16 protein-coding genes, 2 tRNA genes and 1 pseudogene are annotated in these 21,069 nt (G+C 36.9%); 8 read left to right on the top strand and 11 right to left on the bottom strand.

Annotation, left to right across the window (positions count from 1 at the left end; all coding sequences use genetic code 11):
• Positions 1–107 precede the first annotated feature (107 nt).
• Positions 108–464 (bottom strand): 50S ribosomal protein L19, encoded by a 357-nt coding sequence (gene rplS / locus ACRRVB_RS02335; RefSeq protein ID WP_432466376.1) that lies wholly within the window; start codon positions 462–464, stop codon positions 108–110.
• A gap of 132 nt (positions 465–596) precedes the next feature.
• Between rplS and lepA the strand changes: the two genes are divergently transcribed.
• On the top strand, positions 597–2,396 hold the full coding sequence (lepA, locus tag ACRRVB_RS02330) for a translation elongation factor 4 (protein ID WP_432466375.1): 1,800 nt from the start codon (positions 597–599) through the stop codon (positions 2,394–2,396).
• 14 nt (positions 2,397–2,410) lie between these two features.
• Here lepA and nth read toward each other — a convergent pair whose 3' ends face one another.
• The gene (gene nth / locus ACRRVB_RS02325; RefSeq protein ID WP_432466374.1) at positions 2,411–3,049 is read right to left on the bottom strand and encodes an endonuclease III; all 639 of its coding nucleotides are present in this window, start codon (positions 3,047–3,049) and stop codon (positions 2,411–2,413) included.
• Between the two features lie 185 nt (positions 3,050–3,234).
• On the opposite strand from nth, the gene ACRRVB_RS02320 reads away from it, so the two are divergent.
• Positions 3,235–3,879 carry a dienelactone hydrolase family protein gene (locus ACRRVB_RS02320; protein WP_432466373.1) on the top strand — a complete coding sequence of 215 codons (645 nt, stop codon included), beginning with the start codon at positions 3,235–3,237 and terminating at the stop codon, positions 3,877–3,879.
• 193 nt (positions 3,880–4,072) lie between these two features.
• Here ACRRVB_RS02320 and ACRRVB_RS02315 read toward each other — a convergent pair whose 3' ends face one another.
• Positions 4,073–5,287 (bottom strand): MFS transporter, encoded by a 1,215-nt coding sequence (locus ACRRVB_RS02315; protein ID WP_432466372.1) that lies wholly within the window; start codon positions 5,285–5,287, stop codon positions 4,073–4,075.
• A 79-nt stretch (positions 5,288–5,366) separates the two neighbouring features.
• Positions 5,367–8,264, bottom strand: coding sequence for a protein translocase subunit SecD (gene secD, locus ACRRVB_RS02310; RefSeq protein WP_432466371.1), 2,898 nt, complete (start codon positions 8,262–8,264; stop codon positions 5,367–5,369).
• Positions 8,265–8,694: 430 nt separating this feature from the next.
• Here secD and ACRRVB_RS02305 point away from each other — a divergent pair, with 430 nt between their 5' ends.
• On the top strand, positions 8,695–11,493 hold the full coding sequence (locus tag ACRRVB_RS02305; RefSeq protein WP_432466369.1) for a putative LPS assembly protein LptD: 2,799 nt from the start codon (positions 8,695–8,697) through the stop codon (positions 11,491–11,493).
• 119 nt (positions 11,494–11,612) lie between these two features.
• Here the strand turns inward: ACRRVB_RS02305 and ACRRVB_RS02300 are convergent, their stop codons facing one another.
• From ACRRVB_RS02300 to mutS, 6 genes are all read right to left on the bottom strand, one after another.
• Complete coding sequence (locus ACRRVB_RS02300; RefSeq protein ID WP_432466368.1) at positions 11,613–12,389, bottom strand: TatD family hydrolase; 777 nt, start codon at positions 12,387–12,389, stop codon at positions 11,613–11,615.
• 13 nt (positions 12,390–12,402) lie between these two features.
• On the bottom strand, positions 12,403–12,918 hold the full coding sequence (locus ACRRVB_RS02295) for a metallophosphoesterase family protein (RefSeq protein ID WP_432466367.1): 516 nt from the start codon (positions 12,916–12,918) through the stop codon (positions 12,403–12,405).
• A 135-nt stretch (positions 12,919–13,053) separates the two neighbouring features.
• Positions 13,054–13,329, bottom strand: coding sequence for a SemiSWEET family sugar transporter (locus ACRRVB_RS02290; protein WP_432466366.1), 276 nt, complete (start codon positions 13,327–13,329; stop codon positions 13,054–13,056).
• Between the two features lie 22 nt (positions 13,330–13,351).
• Positions 13,352–13,437 (bottom strand) — tRNA-Leu (locus ACRRVB_RS02285).
• A 123-nt stretch (positions 13,438–13,560) separates the two neighbouring features.
• A tRNA-Gly gene (locus tag ACRRVB_RS02280) sits at positions 13,561–13,633 on the bottom strand.
• A gap of 71 nt (positions 13,634–13,704) precedes the next feature.
• Positions 13,705–16,302, bottom strand: coding sequence for a DNA mismatch repair protein MutS (gene mutS, locus ACRRVB_RS02275; protein WP_432466365.1), 2,598 nt, complete (start codon positions 16,300–16,302; stop codon positions 13,705–13,707).
• 277 nt (positions 16,303–16,579) lie between these two features.
• Between mutS and ACRRVB_RS02270 the strand changes: the two genes are divergently transcribed.
• Entirely contained in the window at positions 16,580–17,731 is a 1,152-nt protein-coding gene (locus tag ACRRVB_RS02270; RefSeq protein WP_432466364.1) for an ankyrin repeat domain-containing protein, read from the top strand.
• Between the two features lie 164 nt (positions 17,732–17,895).
• Here ACRRVB_RS02270 and ACRRVB_RS02265 read toward each other — a convergent pair whose 3' ends face one another.
• On the bottom strand, positions 17,896–18,105 hold the full coding sequence (locus ACRRVB_RS02265) for a hypothetical protein (RefSeq protein ID WP_432466363.1): 210 nt from the start codon (positions 18,103–18,105) through the stop codon (positions 17,896–17,898).
• Between the two features lie 15 nt (positions 18,106–18,120).
• Between ACRRVB_RS02265 and ACRRVB_RS02260 the strand changes: the two genes are divergently transcribed.
• The 4 genes and pseudogenes from ACRRVB_RS02260 to ACRRVB_RS02245 all read left to right on the top strand — a co-directional run.
• Positions 18,121–19,359 carry an ankyrin repeat domain-containing protein gene (locus ACRRVB_RS02260; RefSeq protein ID WP_432466362.1) on the top strand — a complete coding sequence of 413 codons (1,239 nt, stop codon included), beginning with the start codon at positions 18,121–18,123 and terminating at the stop codon, positions 19,357–19,359.
• 78 nt (positions 19,360–19,437) lie between these two features.
• Positions 19,438–19,929 carry a hypothetical protein gene (locus ACRRVB_RS02255; protein ID WP_432466361.1) on the top strand — a complete coding sequence of 164 codons (492 nt, stop codon included), beginning with the start codon at positions 19,438–19,440 and terminating at the stop codon, positions 19,927–19,929.
• A gap of 73 nt (positions 19,930–20,002) precedes the next feature.
• The gene (locus ACRRVB_RS02250) at positions 20,003–20,752 is read left to right on the top strand and encodes a sodium:solute symporter family transporter (RefSeq protein WP_432466360.1); all 750 of its coding nucleotides are present in this window, start codon (positions 20,003–20,005) and stop codon (positions 20,750–20,752) included.
• Between the two features lie 131 nt (positions 20,753–20,883).
• Positions 20,884–21,069 (top strand): annotated as a pseudogene (locus ACRRVB_RS02245) (transposase); the annotation flags it as partial.

Here is a 21,069-nt window from a genome sequence, read left to right as displayed (position 1 = left end):
TTCTAGTCTATAAGCCGGACTAAGTTTTTTAGCTCAAAGGCTTGTTTTTCATATTTTTTTAGCGTTGCCTTGATTTTTTTCAAACAAAAAGCATCCTACAAATGATTTTACCTAAGCTCCTTAATACGAGCTGCTTTGCCCTGCTTGCCCCGTAGATAATAAATTCTAGCCCTACGGACACGACCTTTTCTTTTTACTTCTATTTTCTCAATATTGGGACAAAGCAAAGGGAAAATACGTTCCACCCCTACTTCCTTAGATACCTTACGTACGGTAAAAGTTTCCCCATTCGTATTGGGATTTTTACGTTGAATAACCGCACCTTGAAATTGCTGAATACGGACTTTATTGCCTTCTTGTATTTTTACATGCACATTGATGGTATCACCAGCCTTAAAATTAGGAAATGTGCGGGCGGGTTGGGGATTACAGATGGCCTCAACGTATTTTATTAACTGATGCATAATAAGGTTACTAAAATTATATAAATATTAATGCAAAGATAATACTATTTTTTAAATTCCGTACCTTGCAATACGGTAAATGGCCAAGTCTGAAATCGATTCAGCCTTTTTATTTTCACTCAAACAAGTTTAATGAAAAATATTCGAAATTTTTGCATCATTGCACACATTGACCATGGCAAGAGCACCTTGGCAGACCGTTTATTAGAAGCTACTAAAACGGTTGGCCTACGTGATCAAAAAAATCAAGTTCTGGATAATATGGATTTAGAGCGTGAACGGGGTATCACGATTAAAAGCCATGCGATCCAAATGGCTTATGCATATAAAGGTGAACCTTATCTCTTCCATTTAATTGATACGCCAGGACATGTAGACTTTACCTATGAAGTTTCGCGCTCTATTGCGGCATGTGAGGGAGCGCTCCTAGTGGTTGATGCAGCACAGGGGGTTGAAGCACAAACGATTTCTAATCTATATCTGGCCCTTGCGCAAAACCTTACCATTATTCCTGTATTGAATAAGGTAGATTTACCAGGGGCAATGCCAGAAGAGGTAAAAGACCAAATCATAGAGCTTATAGGATGCGATCGAGAGGAGATTCTTTCTGTTAGCGCCAAGCAGGGTATAGGCATCGATGCGCTCCTCGAAGCGGTAGTTACGCGTATACCTGCGCCTAAAGGAGATCCTAAAGCTCCTCTACAAGCAATGATTTTTGATTCACTGTACAATACTTTTCGTGGTGTAGAGGTCTATTTTCGCATTTTTAATGGAATGATTCAGCCAGGAGACCAAATTCAGTGCATTAGTACAGGGATAGATTATAAAGTAGAGGAAGTGGGTATTTTAAAATTGCAACAAATCCCCCAACCATTTTTAGCAGCAGGCCATGTAGGCTATATGATTGCGGGCATTAAAAATGCAAGTGAGGTAAAAGTGGGGGATACGATTACCCATGTAGATAAAACTGGGCGTCCGATAGGAACCATGATTAAAGGATTTGAAGCAGTAAAACCTATGGTTTTTGCAGGCATCTATCCAGTCGATAGTACCGAATATGAGCCATTACGAGATGCTATGGAAAAGCTGAAATTAAATGATGCTGCACTGATTTGGGAAACAGAGAGCTCCGCGGCTTTAGGTTTTGGGTTTAGGTGCGGTTTCTTAGGCATGCTTCATATGGAGATTATCCAAGAACGACTAGAGAAAGAGTTTAATATCACCATTATCACTACAGTTCCGTCGGTACAGTTTCATGTCATAGACGCAAAAGGGCAACGAATAGAGGTAGAAGCACCTACAGATATGCCTGACCCCAATACCATTGATCGCATTGAAGAACCACTTATAAAAGCTCAAATTATCACAAAGTCAGAATTTTTAGGTGGCATTATAAAACTTTGTATGGATCGAAGAGGGATTTTAAAAAATCAAACTTACCTAACGACTGACCGGGTAGAACTTACTTTTGAACTACCGCTAGCAGAAGTGGTCTTTGACTTCTTTGATAAACTTAAAACCATTTCACGTGGCTACGCTTCTTTAGATTACGAATTAGCTAGGTTTGCCAACGCAGATTTGGTAAAATTAGATATCCTATTGCACAATGAAAAAGTAGATGCCCTATCAGCTATTGTACATAGATCAAGTGCCTATGAACGGGGTAAGGTCTTGTGTAAAAAGCTTAAAGAAATTATTCCTAAACATATGTTTGAAGTAAGTATTCAAGCAGCTATTGGTACAAAAATCATTGCTAGAGAAACAGTAAAGTCTTTACGAAAAAATGTGATTGCTAAGTGTTATGGTGGTGATATTTCAAGAAAAAGGAAACTTCTAGAAAAACAAAAAAAAGGTAAAAAACGAATGAAACAAGTAGGTGCAGTAGAAATTCCACAAGAAGCTTTTATGGCAGTATTAAAATTGGATGATTAAAGTACAGTGGAGTACTATTTTTTGCAACTTTCTTCATAGTAGATACAATAGGTTTTAATGGGACAAATGGTACAATTGGGTTTGCGTGCTTTGCAAATATACCTACCATGTAGTATAAGCCAATGGTGGGCATGTTTGCGCCATTTTTGGTCTATAGCAGCTAATAACTCTTGTTCTACTTTTCCCGGTGTTATACCCTTTGCCAGTCCAATCCTTTTGGCTACTCTAAATACATGGGTATCTACGGCAATAGTTGGCTGGTTAAATAGACAATTTAATACCACATTGGCTGTTTTTCTGCCTACACCTGGCAATTGCACCAATGCGTCAAAGTGATTGGGTACACGGCTGTTATAATGGTTGATCAATAGATTAGATAGTGCTATAATATTTTTGGCTTTATGGTTAAATAACCCAATCGATCGTATGTATTGTTTTAATCTTTCTTCTCCAAGGTATACGATTTTCTCTGGTGTATCAAATCGTTCAAATAAAGGTTTTGTTGCTATATTTACTGATACATCGGTAGCTTGTGCGGACAATAGTACGGCTACTAATAAAGTAAAATCATTTTTATAGACAAGTTCTGTGGTAGGGTTTTGATGCTTATCGCTTAAAATTTCAAAGATTTTGTCAACTATTGGTTGTTCCATAATATATTTAAGGACGATATGGTTAGATGGCTGTTAGGAAAGGCTTATATTTGCCTTATGCATTAAGGAAAAGATGCAAATTTAATGGCTAATCGAATATCCTGGGACCCATATTACATATATCAATGGCCGTAGCATACATTAAAACGGCTACCTTATCAATTTAGCATAATAGCAGATCAATAATGAGTAATTTAATACATCCTGAAGTATATAGTAAAATATTACCAGCAAAAAAATTAGTAATATTGTTACACGGTGTAGGGTCTAATGGCCATGATGTAATCAAGTTGGTTCCATATATTAAAGATCATCTACCGGATTGTCATTTCATAGCGCCACATGGAATAGAACCATATGATATGGCCTCGCATGGGCGACAATGGTTTAGTCTGCAAGATCGAACGCCGTATGTAATGAAAAGATTACTGGGAAGGAATGTGCCATCAGTTAACGACCTCATTAAACAAAAACAAATAGCGCTAAACGTTACCAATAAGGAGACTATTATAATTGGCTTTTCACAAGGGGCTATGATGGGCATCTATTTAACGCTTGTAGAGATGGATCCTTTTTTATGTACAATAGGATTTTCTGGGTTGCTAGTAGCCCCTTCATCATGCATCAATACTATAACACCCATTTGTTTGATTCATGGTATGTTGGACACAGTAGTAGCGGTAGATAGTATAGACCATGCCAGAAAATATTTATCCGACCATAATGTACCGTGTAGTACACATAAATTAGAGGACCTTGCCCATTCAATAGACCATAGAGGATTAGATATTGCCGTTGATTTTATCAAAAAAAGTGGCCTCAAGCAATAAATCATTTGGAGAGTTTTTACCCCTTCACCTATCTGAAAAGGTTACTTTTCAAGGAGTAGGAAAGCGTCTTTGTAAAAAGTTGTAACATACAAAGATGGCCTACAGGTAAAAAAGCTTAATGGATATTGTACTTTTGATCAAGCAAAAAGTAAAGTACAAATCTCTGTCTTACCATTAGACTAAATAGCTGCTATTATTTTGTACTATTTTTTAAGGATGCCAGATATATTTTAGTAATGGGTTTAATCATACCCAGTGACAGTAAAGAGCATAAAACAAAACCCACAAATGGAGGGGCTATGCCCCATAAAGGTGGAAGGACTATCCAAAATGGTATCAAAGAACCAACTCCATAAGCAAAAGACTTTACTACCGCATCCCCCACTAAAATCACGTGGGCCAACTTTTCCTTTTTAGTTAAAGCTTGACCTATAATGGCAATAGCAGTTCTAAACAAATAAAGTCCCATGCCATAGAGCAATGCAGTGGCCTCAAGGTAGCATGGATCTGTCACATAAAAAGCGATAATCGAAGCCAAGACAATAAATATAGGACTAATATTAAAAAAACCAATAATCCATTTAGGTTTTTTTCTTAGGATCCATGAACCGCATATGCCACTTACAATAAAGCCTAGATGGATCATACTGATGCTATAGCTATGTAATGTTGCATTGATTTGGCCATCGCCTTTGGCAATCCTTGCTACTAAAATAGGCAAACTAACGGTATAGGCAATAGTGGCTATGTAATTCACCAGACGAAAACTAGTGATGCGCAATAGTCCAGGATTTTGAACAATTTCTTTAAAACCGGTTAATACACCAGATGGTTGTGATGCGATTGCTTCTGCACCAAAATCTGCCACGCGGCATAACTGCCAAGGTATGATGCGCAAAATGTAAATAAAACTACAAAGCAATAAAACTGCCTTTAATCCTATAATGGCTAATAAATTTTTCGCCAATATAGGGGCCAAAACATTAAAACATTGTAAAAAAATTTGAAAATTAGAAAAAAAGAAAGGCTTATCATGGGCCCCTATTTGCCTACTCATAAAAGCAAGACCATTGGAATGCTCAATACTCATGATACAGGCCAGTGCCCATAAAGTAAAGGTCCAGCTTCGTAGATGTACACCACCATATACCGACAAAGCCAACAAGGTCAAGGTAGCCGATAAAAGGGCACCTATACCTATAGTATAGGCAGAAAAACGTTTTAAAAAAAAGCCTCCAATTAATCCAGCCGAACCAATCCCTAATAAGCTAGCCGGTTCCAAATAAGCTGCAGAAATACCAGTGGTATCTGTTTCAAACAAAGTAATTGAAAAACCAATTACCAAAACAGTGGGCACAATGCTACTTAGCCCGTTTAAGACCATATAAATAGGAATAATTTGTTTCATCTTCATAGATATAGGTTGCTTTAGTTGGATTATGGTGGCTATTATAAGCGATTACGCCATCCATTTTGGGATATTTGGGCTACTGTTTAGTTACTTGTTTAGTAGCAAAAAACTTACGGCCAAAATCTGCTAAAAGAGGGGCTGCAATGCAGATGGAAGAATAAGTGCCAAATAATACACCTAGTGTTAAGGCAAAGGAGAAACCTTGCAAGGCAGCACCGCCAAAGAAAAAAAGTACAATAATAGCCAATAATGTTGTAAAAGAGGTAATAACTGTTCTACTCAGTGTTTCTCTAATCGCATCATTGATTATATGGGGAGTTATATCCATAGCCTTATTGGCTAATTTTTCCCTTATCCGGTCATAAATAACCACGGTATCGTTTATAGAATAGCCAATAACGGTCAACATCGCTGCTAAGAATACTTCATTGATTTCATAGTTGAAGCCAAAAGCACGTGCTATACAAAAACCAGCTATAACTGCTAAAGCGTCATGTACAAGGGCTACTACAGCGGCTAAGCCAAATCCCCTTCTGCTAAAACGAAACTTAATGTAAAAAAATATGCCCAATATAGCAAGTAATATAGCTTTTTGTGCACTTTTTTGCACATCATGTGCCACAGTAGCCCCTACCCTAGTGCTGCTTGTAATATGAAAATAATTACCAGTCGATAGATTATTATTTTCCTCTAATTGCGTTAAGTCTTTCAGTACAGCAACCAATGTATCGCGCACTTTTTTATCAGAAGCAGCGACATCTTCATCACGCAAATAACTAGTAGTAATCTGCATTACATTATTGGCACCATAGGTACGCACTTCTACACTTTCTTTGTATCTATTTGACAATCCTTCCTTGAGTAAAGAAGCATCGATGGGTTTACAAAAATGGACCGTATAGGAACGACCACCTGCAAAATCTACGCCCAAAGTAAGTCCCTTGTAGTGGTAAAAGCAGCAACCACCAATGGCTATAAATAATAAGGAACATAGGTAAAAACGGTAACGATTTTTAATAAAATCAATTTGCACATTTTTAAAAAGTCTAGGTAGGGTTGGATAAGAAAAGGTCAAGTGGGGTGTTGGATGGGTATCGATAAAGAAGGAGAAAATCAACCTTGTAATAAAGATAGAAGTAAAAATGGAAGTGATGATACCCAGCATTAAGATAAGGGCAAAGCCACGAACCGGTCCTTGACCCAGATAATAGAGTATGGCACCAGCAAGAAAGGTGGTGATATTGGCATCAATAATAGAGCCATATGATTTGGTGTATCCACGTTGAATAGCCTCTTTTATAGACACTTTTTGTGCCAATTCTTCGCGTATTCGTTCAAATATCAAGACGTTGGCATCGATAGACATACCAATCGTAAGGACAAGACCAGCAATCCCAGGTAGGGTTAAAGTAGCCTCCAGTTGTGCCAAAATAGCCACCATAAAAAGCAAATTCAATAAGAGGGCTACATTGGCTATTATACCTCCTTTTGCATAATAAATCAACATAAAAAGCAGTACTAACCCTAAACCCACAGCTGTGGCCATCAGTCCTTGATTTTGGGCTACCTTACTTAAGCTTGGTCCCATAATGGCTTCTTCAACCACTCTAAGTGGCACTGGTAACGCACCGGTTTGCAATACACTGGCCAAATCTTTGGCTTCTTCTAAGGTAAAATCACCGCTTATCTGAGAAGCACCATTTGGAATTTCTTGATTGACTACTGGTGCAGTCCAGACCCGATCATCTAAGGTTATAGCGATGCGTTTGCCAATATGATTGGCAGTAATCTGTTTCCAAACACGTGCACCTTTCTGGTTCATCTGTATCATTACAACTGGTTTGCCATTTTCAGCAAACGATTGGGTAGCATTAGTAATAATATCTCCTTCTAAAAGTGGTTGATTTGTAGTGGATGATTGGATGGCATAAAGCAGAACGGCTTTTGTGCCATCGCCTAAGGTTATTGCCTTTTTATCCCACATCCAACTAATGTTTTTAGGTAATAAAGCTTTAACCGCTTTGCTGCATAGTATGGCATCTATTTGGCCCATCTCTTCAGGAGCATATGCCAACCTATAAGGGAAAGTATCTTTGCAAATCTTTTTAATTATGGATGCTTTTGGCAGACGCCGGGTTTTTTCTTCCTCTGTAAGCGCTTTGGGAAGGGTTGCCGATATGGTTGCTTTTTCTTTGTCAAGCAAGAAATTATTGACCGCTTCTAGTTGTGGACCATATACATCGGCTTCTGCTACAGTCCAGAAACGCAATTGTGCCACACCTTCTAGTAACTTTTTTACCCGTTCCGGATGGGTAACACCTGGTAATTCAATTTGAATTCTTTCACTACCCGGTAACTTTTGCATAGTAGTCTGTGTGGCGCCAAATCGATCTAACCTAGCACCTATAATTGTAAGCGAGCGATCTAGTGCCTTTCCAATAGCTTGATCAATTGCTTTTACAATTTCATTTTCACTAGAAAAAGTATAAGTACCCACTTGGGTAGTAGCAAAAATATCCTTTAGGTTTCCATTTGGAGCGAGCCTTTTATAGGCAGTTACAAAGAGTTTACCAAAAGAGGTTGTTGTACCTTGTTCTCGCTGGTGCTGTGCCAATTGGAGTGCTTCTAAAAAAAGAGAATCTGTAGGATAAGCAGCCAATCTTTTGACAAGTTCGACTGGCATAACTTCCATGGTTACCTGCATACCCCCTTGGAGATCTAAACCCAACTTCAGGGACCGTTCTTTTACTTCTTCGTAGGTGTAGACAGTTCCCAATAGATTGCAAACTGGTTTTTTCCATATCTTCATCAAATAGGCCTGACTTTTATCAAAGTCTACTCTTCCCTGCGCATCCATTGCTTGCTTTTCTGCTTGCTGTTGCACCCGGTAGTCTATAAAGGTAAAAGAAAGATAATAAAGGGAGAGCAAGGTAGTAACAACTGCCAGAAAAAGGACTATTTTTTTAGATTTCATTGACGCTAAGATGGATTAATGCATATTTTAGAACAAATATATTTTCTTTCATCTATTAAAGCAAATAATGTGTGATTTGCAAAGGCTGTTACAACTTCTACAAATCAGAGAGATAAGCTGTCTTGCATTATCTTGATCAGATTGCTTCTTTTTGTAATCATATGGGCTCTTTTAGGTTAAAAACGATAAGATTACTGCTTTCTTTTAGCGCTAAGTGCCTAGCTTTTATACCGCATAGCCACAGAGATCCTATGTGCACAACCACTAGCTGTTTACAAGAGCAAAACGTATTGCATACATAGAATAGTTGGCACTTACTATATGAAAAACAAATACATAGATTTATATTTGGGATTGTTTCTTTTGATGCCAAAAGGTAAAAGTAAAATTTGTTTGTGTGGCCAGGTCTTATTTCCTACGTATAGTTGCTTTGGTACCATTTATAATTAGTGGTTCATCTATTGTATCAAAAGCAACTGAATATTTTAATGGTGGGTGCTATTTTAGTAATCCCTACAACAGTGGCCATAGCAGCTGGATGGTACCGAATAACTTGTTTTATAAAAACAAGCGATACACCATTTATAAAAAATGGCACAACCCGTTTTTTTTGGATAAAAGCTATCCATGGCTTTTGATACCATCTCGTGCCCACATAGAAAAAAATAAATCTTTGGGTATTGTGGATTATCAAGCAGAAGATTCAATTGTTTTTGATGCCAACAAGCGTATACTTTCTTTACTGGGCCCCAGTACGCTTAGCTATGATCGTATGAAACTAAAAGCGAATTTAATCGCTTTACACTTACATAACAACACCATTTATGCACAAGGTACCAATCATCCATACAATACATTAACAGGAAACCCTATTTTTACCTATAATGACCTAAAAAAAGACAAATATGGGAAAGATGGTGCTACCCAAATACGGACCTTTTTTATGGACAAAATGCGCTATAATATCGATACCAAAAGGGCTTTGGTAACTACACTACTTACCAAACAAGAAGCATCTATTATAAAAAGCAAACAGATAAAAAAAGAAGATGAATCAACTTTTTATGCTGAAGATATAGTTTATACAACTTGTGGACTAGCGCATCCCCATTTTTATATACGTGCCAAACAGGCTAAAATGGTTCAAGATAAGCAAATCACTACTGGACCTTTTCGTTTTTACTTTGACCATGTGCCCACTCCACTGGGATCTATTTTTGGCACCCTATTTCTCGAAGGGAAACGTACACATGGTATTATTCCACCAGACATAGGGGAATCAGATGATAATGGATTTTATATTCGTAATGGTGGATATTATATAAACTTCAACGACTATGCAGACATTTCTTTCTTAGGCAGCATTTATTCCAGTGGTATTGTAGAACTTAAAAATGCACTCCGTTATAAAAAAAGATATTTATGTAGTGGAGATGTACATTATGGAATAAACACAACAGAAACAGATAAGGGATGGTCTTTAAAATGGGAACATAAAACGCTTATACGTGGCCCTAGAAGTTTGAATACAAATGTGCACCTGCACAATAAATCTTCCAAAACACTAGATGATGAAGATAAAAAAATTCCAAAAAAAATGGAAAATGAGTCTGGTTTTAGTCTATCTTACCGAGACAGATTGGTAGGCTTCCCCTATGCATTAACGTTACAAGTAAAATATAAAAATGACCTTCGGTATAATTTCAAACATTGGACCTTGCCAGAAGGTAGTCTAAGTACCAATGCTTTGTATCCATTTAGAACAGATCGTTCTAAAAGCAGCAATTATTGGTTCCATAATATTCAGTTAAAGCATAATATAAATTTTGAAACCCACTTTCAGAATGCCGAGCAATCGCCTGCAGAATCCACCCGTTCGTTGTGGTCATCGAGTGCATCAGCTCCCTCTGTGCCTAAAACCTGGCCATGGAATCATTATGTAGAAAATGGTATAAAACATACCATACCGCTTACGATGCCATGCAAAGTATTTGATTGTATCAATGTAGAGCCCCATTTTACCTATAATGAAGTATGGTATTGGCTGAATAAGGATACAAAAGGACCTATACGGGTACCAGGATTTAATAGAATCTATACTTGCGATTTTGGTGCAGAAATAGGCACTACGCTATACTATACCCATTATTTTGAAAGCGCAACATGGGTTCAAGGTTTTCGTATAAAGACAGAACCTAGTGTTGACTTTACCTATACACCTGATTTCTCTGAAAAATATTGCCAAGTAGTAGAAAAGAAAAAAGGAGAAGTAGAAAAAGAATATGCTTTTAAAGGACTACGGCCTTACATAAGTTTGGCCAATCGAGCTACCTCTATTCTAAAATTTAAGCTACACAATACAGTTGAATTAAAAGTAAAAAACGGAACATCTCCAGAAGAAAAAGAAGAAAAAGAAGAAAAAAAAGAAACCAATCGTAAGATATATTTATTAAAAAATTTAGATTTTAAAACAAAATATGATTTTTCAGAAAAAGAATTCCATCTCATAGATGGTATTGATATACATCTTGCCAGCGAGATAGAAGTGGGCAAAGTAGGCAAAATTGGCTTTGATGTAAGAACAAATTTTGACCCTTATCAATTTATTCAATCGTCAGACACAACTCAAAACCAAGAAAAAAGAATAAGCCAATTTGCATGGAACCACGGTCAGTATCTTGGCAAAGTGAAAGAAGCACAATGCAAGGTAAATATAGATTTTGCACATCATTCTAGTGACCAGAAAAAGAAACCCAAAGAACTATTAAATGATCGTAATCAGTCGACTGATAAGCTTGAAACAAGAAAAATAGATTTCGAATCGCCTTGGAATCTTGGGTGCGAGTTTAATTGGATTTATAAAAACCCATGGTACAAATATAAGAAGAATAAGTCGGAAAGCGCGTATGAAAGATTATATCCCAATCAGAACCATAACAAGAATACCCATACAGAAAAATATGTAACTTTTAACGGCGGTATTACCTTGGTTAAAAAGTGGAAAGTAACGTTATCGACTACCTATAACTTTACGAAAAGTAAACTTGATCCATCTGCTACAGACATTTCCATTCAAAGAGATTTACACTGCTGGCAACTTAGTTATAAATGGCATCCACTAGGCGAATCGGGTAAGTATGATTTTTCTTTAGGGGTTAAAGCAAATGTTTTAAAAGCATTGAAATTACCCAGAAAAAGAACGTATAATAAAATAACTAATTTGGGCTAAATATTAGTGGAATTTATTTTTTACAATTATCAATATCTTCTTAAAATCAATACTATTTATAGCATCTATAGCATCTATAAAATCAAATCTTTTACCTTTATATAGATAATAAGTACCAACTAGTGGGATTGAAATATTTCAGTTGGCTCAAAAATTTTTTCGGCATTGTGTGTAGTGACCGATGCTACTTCTGCTAAGGTTACCTGCTTGACCAGTGCAAGCTTTTCAGCTATGTATGGTAAGTAGCTTGGCTCATTGGGTTTCCCTCGAAGAGGTGCTGGTGTTAAATAAGGGCTATCGGTTTCTAAGACCAAATGATTGAGATCTATAGCAGCCACTGTTGCCGCTAATCCACTTTTGGCCATTGTAAGTATGCCGCCAATCCCCAGCGCAAAACCTAGGGCTATACATTTTTCTGCTTCTTGTAGACTACCTGTAAAGCAGTGGATAACCCCTTTTAAGTTGCCATCTTGTTCTGTTTCGAGTAGTTGAATGAGTTCCTTAAAAGCATTTCTACAGTGAATAGAGACAGGAAGATGATGGCGTTTGGCCAATGCAAGTTGAATCCTAAATGCTTCCTGTTGTGCTTGGAACAAAGTAGTATCATGGTATAGATCTATACCAATTTCACCAACTGCTATAAAGCCACCTTTATCAAGCCATTCTTCTACTAGGTATAATGGTTTGGCAAAATCTTTTCTGATATAACAAGGATGGATGCCCATCATAGGTAAACAAGGATACAATGCAGCTACATCCATCATCCTTGCTATGGTTGTGGTATCTATATTGGGCATATAAATTTTTTTAATAAAGTTTTTTTGTGCCCTTTCTAAAACCAGTGGCAATTCATTTTGAAGATCATATATATGTGCATGTGTGTCAATAAATTGCATAATTGATCAGTGGTTAATGGTGATGTACTAATGTAGCTCTTTTGCCCAATTCGATCACTTCTATATGGTTGATGTTTTTATTATTTATTTCAAAACGCAATAGGGTACGCATGTAATGGGAACCATGGCGCCCAGCGGCACCAGGATTAAGATAGAGGAGTGGAGGATGTTTTACATCGTGCATCACCCGCAAAATATGCGAATGGCCTCCTACTAAAATATCAGGTTGTGTTTGCCTTAATTTAGCGCGTATTTCTGGCGTATACAAAGGTGGATGACCGGTTATATGTATAAGCCATACATGCAGTTGTTCACATTGAAATGATTGAAATACTGGATATTTTTGTCTGATTATGCGGTCATCAATATTACCATGCACTGCTCTAAAATGGTTAAACTGATCAAATGCAGTGAGTAATTTGGCATCACCAATATCGCCTGCATGCCATACTTCATCGCACTTTTCAAAGTGATCAAAAATTTTAGGATCGATCCATCCGTGGGTATCTGAAAATAAACCAATTTTCATAGCAATATATAGAGCTATAAGGTCAAAAACCAAAAGCTAAAAGACAACCAACTGATTACAACCTATAGGTAGCCGCTTGTGCGCATAGACTTTACCTAAGGAAAGACAGATTGCGCCAATCAGTAGGTACCCAACTTAGGTAGAACGGTATTTTCGTTTGAGCACTACCAGTATCAATGAACCAACCGTCAGTAATAAATTGGTAAGTAGCAATGGCTTATCAGCGGTGAGTGCTCCATACAGGGTCCAGCTAACCGAGGCAACGGTTAGATTCAACAGCATCAGCATGGAAACATCATCGACAGATTTTGTCTTGTATGACTGTATAATTTGCGGAAGAAGAGATACAACAGCTGTAAAAGAACCAATACATGCTACAACATCTAAGAAAGAAATAGAACAAAAGTGCATTGATACAATAAGAAAAAAATATTGGTACCAAGAGCGGGACTCGAACCCGCACGGCCAAAGGCCACAAGATTTTAAGTCTTGCGTGTCTACCAATTTCACCATCCTGGCAAGATTACATACCTATGGAAATGGCTACATTAAAAATAAGGATGCCATATAAGCATGCCATCTACTTTATCAGTAACTGTAGCTATAACATATAGTTAATAGATGCGCTAAACAGATATGATGAGCGAGAAACGGGACTCGAACCCGCGACCCCGACCTTGGCAAGGTCGTGCTCTACCAACTGAGCTATTCTCGCTTATAAGCTAGGCAATAGATCGAATTTACTTAAAGATTCTTTTGTTTCAAAATCGTTACAGATTTTTATAGCTAATTATTAAATCTTTTAACCATATTTTTGATTTGATTTAACTTTAATAAGGCTTCTACTGGAGTAAGTAAGTCAATATCCATACCATCTAAAAAAGCTTTCAAATCACTTAAGGTTTCATCTGGAGCAAAAATCTTTAGCTGGTATTGCTGCACATTTTCCACTTGTCCATGGATTTTGCCACCTACTTGCGATAGATGGGCCAATACCTCCCTGGCCCTTTCCAAAATTATAGAGGGCATACCAGCCATTTGTGCTACATGGATACCAAAACTATGCTGACTACCTCCTGGTACCAGTTTATGTAAAAATAAAATTTTTTGCTCTATTTCTTGGACCGCTACATTAAAGTTTTTAACCCTAGGAAGCGATTTTGCCAATTCATTCAGTTCATGGTAATGGGTAGCAAAAAGCGTTTTAGCGCTACAACGTGGATGATGATGCAAATATTCTACCAATGCCCAGGCAATAGAAATACCATCGTAGGTACTGGTACCACGCCCTATTTCATCCATCAATACCAAGCTACGCTCACTAAGATTGTGCATAATACTAGCGGTTTCGGTCATCTCCATCATAAAAGTAGACTCCCCTTGGGCCAAGTTATCCGATGCACCTACCCTTGTAAATATTTTATCTACCACACCAATCTGCGCAGAAGCAGCTGGTACAAAAGAACCCATTTGTGCCATTAATACCGTTAAGGCAACTTGACGCAATAAAGCTGATTTACCAGCCATATTAGGCCCTGTAATCACTATAATTTGTTGTGATGAAGGGTCTAAATAAATATCATTAGGCGTATAAGCTTTGTCTATGGGTAAACGTTGTTCAATAACAGGATGTCGATTGCCTTGCAAATGGAGCAAGGTTCCATCATCTACCATAGGCTTGGTATAATGGTATGCACAAGCCTGTTTGGCAAACGAAAGATAGCCATCCAATTGTGCAATATATTTTGCATTTTCTTGAATTTGAGGAATATATTCTACCGCTTCTACTACTAACGCTTGATACAGTTGTTGCGCTAGAAGTTGCGCCTCTTCACCTGCATGTAGAATTTGGGCTTCATATTGTTTTAGGGCTTCTGAGCTATACCGTTCTGCATGGGCTAAGGTTTGTTTGCGGATCCAATCTGTTGGCACTTTATTTTTATGGGCATTGGGTACTTCAAGGTAATAGCCAAATACACGGTTATACGCAACCTTTAAAGAAGGGATGTTGGTACGCTGGCTTTCCTTCTTCTGCAGTTCAACCAGGTAATCTTTACCGGTACGCATAATTTCATTTAAACGATCCAATTGATCGTTGACACCTGGTTGAATAAGTCCGCCTTGATGGGTAAGTAGCGGAGGCTGTTCTTGTAGGGTTTGGTCGATACGGTCTACCAAAGCATGACACCCATGAAGCTGCGCATTGATTTTTTGTAGCAAAGGAAATGGAATGGTTTGCAACGCTTTTTGTATCGATTGCACTTGCTGCAATGCCCTTTTTAAGGCGACCATCTCGCGTGGATTCACCCTTCCAACTGCTACTTTGGAAATTAGCCGCTCTAGGTCACCTATTTGTTTCAAATGGTTGACTAATAAAGTGGCTAATGGCGCATCTTTTACGAGATATTCTACTATATCGAGCCGCTCTTGAATCGCGACCACTTCCTTAAGCGGAAACAACAACCATTTTTTAAGCAATCGTGCCCCCATAGGGGTAACCGTTCTATCTAATATTTCAATCAGTGCCGTTCCGCCTACTTGCTGAGGCACCATCAGCTCTAAAGCCCTAACGGTAAATGGATCCAACCAAAGATACTGATGGGCCTCTAGCCGGACCATTGAACGAATGTGTTTGATTGCTTTATGTTCCGTTTCTGACAAATAATGTAAAATAACACCGGCTGCTACAATACCTGCAGGATAATCTGAGATGCCAAAACCTTTTAAAGAATGGGTTCCGAAATGGTCATTCAACAAACCATAGGCATAATCAAATTGAAAAATCCAATCTTCCAATCCATACGTATGAAAAAAATCTTGCGTAAAATTATTCCATAACGCCTCCTGTTTTTTGTTAAAAACAATTTCAGATGGCCCCAAATGATGCAATATTTTTTGCATGTAATCACTCGTACCCTGTGTAACAAAGAATTCTCCAGTAGAAAGATCTAAAAAAGCCATACCCAGCAACATTTTGTCAAAAAAAATGGATGCTACGTAATTATTGGCTCTTGTATCTAAAACGGATTCGCTAAAAGAAAGACCAGGCGTAACCAGTTCAGTTACACCTCTTTGTACAATACCCTTAGCCTGTTTGGCATCTTCTAATTGATCACAAATGGCTACACGATAGCCTGCTTTTACCAATTTAGGTAGATAAAGATCTAAAGCATGATGGGGGAAGCCTGCCAAGGCCACACTAGCAGCTGATCCATTAGACCGCTTCGTAAGCGCAATATCTAACACCTTACTGGCTTTAACCGCATCTTCCAAGAAGGTCTCATAAAAATCACCTACCCGAAAGAGCAATAATGCCCCAGGATACTTTTCTTTAATGGCCCAATACTGCCGCATTAATGGCGTTGAATCAACTGGTTTTGACATAACAATAAAATAATACCATCTAAATATATGAAGAACCTTACATTAGGCAATGTAGTCTAAAGCGATGGCCCCACAAACCAAATTTAGCATAATGCTCTGTTTTAAAATGGTAAAATACCAGATGGCATCTAGTTTTTTACCATTTGATTGCTTATAATAAAACAAGTGATCATTCAGGCAAAGGTAAAAGCTTTGCTATAAGCGATGCCGAATGGTTATCAAAAGATTACTTGTTTTTAAAATTCAGTTTTAGTTTACAAAGAAAACGTATAATATTATGAATAACCAACCAAAAAAACATATAGAAGGGCTTAATTTAAATACCAAACAGCGTTGTTTTCTTGGAAAAACCATTGCGGTTTTATCTCTATCGTTTGTCTTGCAAGGCAGAAGCTGTCGGTCAGGAGGTGGAACGATGAATCATATGGTAAAAAAGATAAATGACAACCAATTTATTAAAGAAATAGAGAATAGAAAAGATATTAGCCAGCAAGATGAAGTAGGCAATAACATGCTATACGCTGCCGTAAAGAGCCAAGAACTTCAAAAAGTAGTTCTTCTGCTCAAGCGTATTGATGAAGATATTGCATCTCATTTTATATATAAGCATAAAGATTTTCCCAACACATATGATAAAAAGAGCAAAAAAACAGCCCTTGGCCTAGCTATAGAAAAAAATTATATCGACATCTTGAACCGGCTAGTTAAGAGCGATCATATTGATATCAATAAAGCCAAAATGGGTTCCACTTCACTTTTGGAAGCGCTCTTGAATAAAAAGGAAGCAATAGCCAATATTTTAGTAAAGCATCCTAAGATAGATATCCATACCAAAGATGCAACTTCAGGTTCTTCCCCATTACATTTAGCGCTTGAACAAAAGCTTAAAGATATAGCTTTTTTACTCATTACTAAGTTCTCTGATCAAGATTTAAAAGGCAAGAATAAAAAGGGTGAGACAGCGCTCCATTTGGCGATTGAACATAATCTGGACGATGTAGTAACATCGCTGGTGCGCAAATTTTCTACGATAGAAGATTTATGTGCAAAAGATAACAAGGGAAGGACACCACTACATATGGCCGTACGGGGCAATCATAAACATACATTTCAACCAGTTTTGAATCAAATAGAGCGTTTGTGTAGCGACAAAAGTATATTCATTGGTAAACTTTTTGAGAAAGATACAGAAGGCCGCTCGGTATTTGCACGTGCTTATTTGCCAAAATCTGATACACAAAGACGGATTCATATACCTGAAGACAATGCAAACATGTTCCAATATGTTTTGTCCAATGTAAAGCATAGTTTAGATCCAGAGCATTGGAACTTGATTACTACTGAAATCAATAGCTTAAAGCAAAAAGGAATCATCAAGGAGGAGTATAAGGATAAGTTGCTCAAAATAGTGAATCGACATAAGCCTTGATAGAAGGCAACAGGTGTATAAAATCATACAGGAAAGCAAGTCCTTTCTTTTTGTAATAGGACCAAAAGAAAAAGGCTTGGTCTCCTATTTTTTAAACAAATATTATTTTGGTGTTGGATGCATTTTTATTAAAAGATGTTGTCTTGCTTTATCTCGGATATGGCCTAAGCGATTACCCAGTCAAAAGAGAGGTAAATAAGCGTATTACATTTGACAAATTTTGTGGTAAGAAGATTAGGTTTGCTTATCTTCAGCGCATAACGCATCATTATTAAATACTTACATAAAAAATGATTATGTACTACTATAAAAAATATCGTGCAATAGTGTCCATTTGTATAGGCTATTTGTGCACTACTGCTTGTAGCAAACATACCAGTAAGTTTGGTATGTTTGGTTCTGCTAACAATCCTGTTGAGCAACATTTATTTGCAAATCATAGATATCTACCATTTTTAAATGATTACTATCATAAGAATTACTGCGACAATAAGCAGAATTATGATATGCTAAACCAAATAATGTTAGATACATTACCCGAAAATTTATGGGAACTAGCTTATGAGATTACAGTCATAACAATAGTATACGATAAATTCTCGAGCACTTTTACACCTAACCATATGTTTAAATGGAGAAAGAATCTAATAAATGTGCAAAACAAACTGCAGCAGATTGAAACATCCAATTCTGAAGCATTCAAAAGCTTAGCAAGCATAATGTATCATACATATCAAAGCCATCATACACCAAAACAAAACGATCTTTATACTGCATCTATTTTAGAAAAAGCAGTCGATAAGAAAGACGTAGATACGTTAAACATACTATTTAATTTCTTCTCTTGCTTGACTCTAGAACAATTTAATACCATTTTTTATACAAAATACGGCGATAGAGACAACACAATTATCCAGAAAGCAGTAGTAGAAGGTAATCTAGCAACAGTGGAATGCTTAATAACGGAATATTGTAAAACTAAACGAGAGTCAGGGTCATTAAATGAGAAAATTAATTTGAAACTAAAAGAAATTTTAAGTACAGAAAATAGGGACAACAAGAGCTCAATGGATGTGGCATTTGCAAACTGTCACGATGTTCGTAATAAAGATAACGAAAACATGTTCAAATATTTATTACAATATGGTGATTTACGACTTGATCGGCCTAGAGATAAGAAGAAAGCTACAGAGAATATTCAAAATATATTCGATGCTAGCTTTGATATATTCAAAGGCATAATGAACACTTTGCTTGAAAATGGTTCATCTGGTAGAAAAACAATAAAAGCACTTCTGGATACACCAAATCAGTATGGTAGTACCATTCTACATAAAGGAGTATTACTACAGAGTGAAGAAGTAGTAAAATGTTTAATTGATTTAGGTGCTGTTTGGACAAATTGTAATAACAATGATGAATCTCCGATGTGTATAGCTATTAAAAACAATGATTTAGACATAGTAAAATTACTATTAACATCCTCAAAATGTAATATTAATACACAACAAGGTAAGCATAAAGTCACGGCTCTACATTACGCAACTGGGTATAGTAAGTCCCAATTACCAGATAACATACAACTTTCACCTGAGACTATAGAAACCCAGATCGAGATAATTAAATAGTTATTATCTAAAGGTGCTGACCCTTCAATAAAAAATACTTTGGGTGATACGCCTACTCATCAAGCAATTAAAAGCAAGATGAATGATGCACTAAGAGTGCTTCTTAGAAATGGAGCCAATGCGTTAGAACCCAATAAAAAAGGAGATAATATTTGCTCTATTGTAGCCCACAAAATTCCTATGAGAGACTCTACATCAAGCCATGGTGTAACACCTCCATATTCCAAAAAAGAAAGGTCAATGCATTTGTGTGCAGATGTCTTAGGTATAACATGTAAAAAATCGGTTCACTATCAATATGAAGATCAATATGAAGATCAAATATTTGAAACGAGCAGGAGTCTTTTTAGCACGCTAAATACCGTTTTCAAGGACGGACCAAAAAATAGGAATAGATTCATAAGTAATATAAATGCCCAACTTGATCGAGAATTTGAGCTAAAACTGACCATTCCTCCATCTACCTGTAAAAAAAGAGTATGCACTGTTGATACAAGCTTGGTCTCTACTAAAAAGCGTAAAACTGGGGTTTGTAATGGTTCAAATAGTGGTAAAAATCAGGGAGGGTAATTTTATATTGTTATAAAAGCATTTATGCAATTTATTTCTCCAATCAATATATTTACTTTAGTTCTATTTGGTTATGGTATTAGATCTTCCGTTGTTTATGATAATAGCTTTTTTATTATCTATTTTATTAATTTCTTTTTACGCCATTGGAACAAGGGTTACTTCTTTTCGACCCTATGCTGTAGGCAATAGGGAATTTTCTACCGCTAGCTTAATGGCTAGTTTATTAGCTACTTATTATGGCGGGGGAACGATAATGAGTTACATCGTACAATTTTCTGATGGGATTTTCTGGGTAAGTTGGAGGATTTTTGGTGTGATGGCTGCTTTTTTTACACTCAGTTGGCTCGGCATGCGTATGTCTAACTTTATCTACCATATTTCCATGCCAGAGACAATGGGTCGTGCGTATGGGAAGTATCCAAGAATCATTACGGCTCTATTGAACATTTGTTATTCTACTGTTGTGGTTGCAATGCAAATTCATATTATGGCCCAGGGTATAAGCATGTGTATCACATCAGCTAGCCCATTAGCTATTACCATACTGACCACCTCAATGGTTATTATCTATGCTATATTTGGTGGTATTCGTGCGATTGTCTTGACAGATGTATGGCAATCTATTACTTTTTTTATTCTTATCTGCCTCTTAGCATGGTTTATGTTTAAACAAACAGATGATTCATTTGGTGAAACCATTTCCTTTGCAACTGCTCAAAAAAAATTCGGGTTAAGCTATTTGTGGCTTCATGATAGAAAGCTAGTAGCTACACTGCGAGACCGTTGCAATAGGTTTTTAGATTTTAGGATAAGAAAGTAATTGTTAATTTTATTAAAAGCTTAACTTGTATTTATTGTTTAGGTTTTGTAATAAAAATTTTATGATATTATTATGTGAATAAAAGTAAGTGGTCAGTTAAGTTTATCAGATATATCAGCTAGTCGGCGTAAATGCAAGCATACGTTTTTTGATCAAATAAATAATTTGATTAACTGGTCATTAGTAGAAAAAGAACTGCGTATGTATTATCCTAAAGGTTTACGTTTATCAGGCAAGCCTGCTTATAGCCCGCTTCTTTTGTTTAAAATGCTATTGCTTGAGCAGTGGTATGGACTGAGCGATTACCAAGTCGAAGA

Origin of the sequence: Candidatus Cardinium hertigii (genome assembly GCF_050864855.1) — a bacterium.
GTDB classification, from domain to species: domain Bacteria; phylum Bacteroidota; class Bacteroidia; order Cytophagales; family Amoebophilaceae; genus Cardinium; species Cardinium hertigii_C.
Note: the sequence above shows the minus strand (reverse complement) of the source record. Positions and strands in the feature narration are given on the sequence as shown.

Bases quoted from the DNA above. Each gene is read 5' to 3' on its own strand.
- rplS (WP_432466376.1), bottom strand. From the start codon at position 464: ATGCATCAGTTAATAAAATACGTTGAGGCCATCTGTAATCCCCAACCC.
- lepA (WP_432466375.1), top strand. From the start codon at position 597: ATGAAAAATATTCGAAATTTTTGCATCATTGCACACATTGACCATGGC.
- nth (WP_432466374.1), bottom strand. From the start codon at position 3,049: ATGGAACAACCAATAGTTGACAAAATCTTTGAAATTTTAAGCGATAAG.
- ACRRVB_RS02320 (WP_432466373.1), top strand. From the start codon at position 3,235: ATGAGTAATTTAATACATCCTGAAGTATATAGTAAAATATTACCAGCA.
- ACRRVB_RS02315 (WP_432466372.1), bottom strand. From the start codon at position 5,287: ATGAAACAAATTATTCCTATTTATATGGTCTTAAACGGGCTAAGTAGC.
- secD (WP_432466371.1), bottom strand. From the start codon at position 8,264: ATGAAATCTAAAAAAATAGTCCTTTTTCTGGCAGTTGTTACTACCTTG.
- ACRRVB_RS02300 (WP_432466368.1), bottom strand. From the start codon at position 12,389: ATGCAATTTATTGACACACATGCACATATATATGATCTTCAAAATGAA.
- ACRRVB_RS02295 (WP_432466367.1), bottom strand. From the start codon at position 12,918: ATGAAAATTGGTTTATTTTCAGATACCCACGGATGGATCGATCCTAAA.
- ACRRVB_RS02290 (WP_432466366.1), bottom strand. From the start codon at position 13,329: ATGCACTTTTGTTCTATTTCTTTCTTAGATGTTGTAGCATGTATTGGT.
- mutS (WP_432466365.1), bottom strand. From the start codon at position 16,302: ATGTCAAAACCAGTTGATTCAACGCCATTAATGCGGCAGTATTGGGCC.
- ACRRVB_RS02270 (WP_432466364.1), top strand. From the start codon at position 16,580: ATGAATAACCAACCAAAAAAACATATAGAAGGGCTTAATTTAAATACC.
- ACRRVB_RS02265 (WP_432466363.1), bottom strand. From the start codon at position 18,105: ATGTTTGCTACAAGCAGTAGTGCACAAATAGCCTATACAAATGGACAC.
- ACRRVB_RS02260 (WP_432466362.1), top strand. From the start codon at position 18,121: ATGTTTGGTTCTGCTAACAATCCTGTTGAGCAACATTTATTTGCAAAT.
- ACRRVB_RS02255 (WP_432466361.1), top strand. From the start codon at position 19,438: ATGAATGATGCACTAAGAGTGCTTCTTAGAAATGGAGCCAATGCGTTA.
- ACRRVB_RS02250 (WP_432466360.1), top strand. From the start codon at position 20,003: ATGGTATTAGATCTTCCGTTGTTTATGATAATAGCTTTTTTATTATCT.